Genomic DNA, 1,652 nt, shown 5'->3' with positions numbered 1-1,652 from the left:
TGACGCGGATGGTTTCTTCGTCAAGTCCCTTTTCGCTTTTGAACGCAGAGGCCTCTTCCTTTTTAAATTCGAATCGGGCTTCGGTATTGGTTCCTTGGAGTTCTTCGTTTGAACTCATTATCATAATATGGTTCTGCGATAGTATATATGTGTTGGCTAGAAATATACTTTGCAAGCAGAGTAGATTTTTTTACTTTTGATTAAATATTGTCGAATTTATCAATACTGTGGACGTAACCCTTGTCGCAGAAATAGGAAGCCACATACGCAAGAATCGAACGGCGAAAGCGGTGAGTGAGTAGGGTGGGGCAGTTTACGCAAGCAGCTAAAGACGGCCCCAATGGTGGATGCCGCAAACAGCAAGCGTAATACTCTTTCAAACCGCAACGCAGGCTCTGTGCGCATCAACCTCTCCCGGCTCAAAACGTCTTTACTCTGTCCGCGATTTCTTCCAAGCTGGGTACAGCTCTATGATGGCGATCAAGCTGAGCACAACGCCGGCAGCGACCATCGCAGTGTCGGGATCAATATCTTTCATATCAGTAGTAGGCGTTATGAACGTGAAACAGTTCGGTATCCAAAGCAACCAGAATAAAACGTCCGACGGGCGAGCGGAGTAATGACCACCCCGATGAGCAGCAGGCGAAAACCTATGTACACAGGACTTGTATATAATCACGAATTATGACTGCTAAGACAGACAAAGACGACAATGAGATGGCCTTTGTTTTGTTTATGCTCATTGTATCAGTAGTCGTGTTCCTCACTATCCGCAACTACAAAAAATAGCAGTTAGACCCGTTTGACAGTTGCTGTCAACACATCCCTATGAACGGGATGTCCTGCAGGGAAACCATACTTCCGGACATCCTGAATTGCCGTCACCTGTGTCATGAGAAGCGATTTACATCCACGGGCTCAACAACGAATGTGTCTGATACAACTGAAGAGTCTGTGAGGGGTATCGATACCGAGGGCCTCTCCCCAGTTGTACTGGCATCGGCCGGTTCAGTCGCCTTGGCACTGTACTTCTATTATGTGCGCGGCAATAAACAACGCGGCCAGTTTGTCGGCTTTTGGCCTGTTACCATCCTCGCGATGGCCTCATACTTCAAACTCGAAGAAATAAAACAGATGCTGGCGGACGACGAGTAACGCGCCGATTCGCTTCTGGGTAACCAGCCACCTTTTCTGGGAACTGATCGGAAACGGGCGTGATAAGCTGTTTGAAAGAGCATCCTATTCGGAGCGATAACCAATCAATTGATCACATCAGGTTGCTCGAAGCGTCCGTTCTGGGGAGATATGCAACCGACCTGAGCTGACAACGAGCTAAATGAAGAGCATCTGATTAATTTTGTCGTCAACAACCGCAAAGAGAACCTCTCGCTGGCTCTCGGAGATAACGTTGAGGTCACAAGTGAGAAGCTCTACGATGTCCTCGCCGGTGCCAGCATCGGCGGAACCTCAATCAACCGCATTTATCATTCTATTGCGAATTTACCACATGGCAATGCAGTCCGTGAACCTCTCACCGATCAATTCGCTCTTGACCTCGTGGAGCCAGCTAGGGACACGCTCCTCCAGCGAGATACACTCGCTAGTTGTCCACTCTGGCTCAAAGAACCAGTTGCTGACACGTAGTGATCAGA

General features: G+C 48.3%; 1 protein-coding gene and 1 pseudogene. Both read left to right on the top strand.

Going from position 1 to position 1,652, the window contains the following annotated elements:
• Window positions 1-930: 930 nt before the first annotated feature.
• Window positions 931-1,155: a hypothetical protein gene (locus tag DP106_RS14965; RefSeq protein ID WP_120086600.1), complete on the top strand. Its 225-nt coding sequence runs from the start codon at window positions 931-933 to the stop codon at window positions 1,153-1,155.
• A gap of 192 nt (window positions 1,156-1,347) precedes the next feature.
• A pseudogene (locus DP106_RS16315) lies at window positions 1,348-1,611 on the top strand (ISH3 family transposase); the annotation flags it as partial.
• Window positions 1,612-1,652: the final 41 nt, after the last annotated feature.

The sequence above is a fragment of the Halonotius pteroides genome, assembly GCF_003605635.1.
Lineage (GTDB): Archaea > Halobacteriota > Halobacteria > Halobacteriales > Haloferacaceae > Halonotius > Halonotius pteroides.
This window is presented reverse-complemented; position numbering and strand designations above follow the sequence as displayed.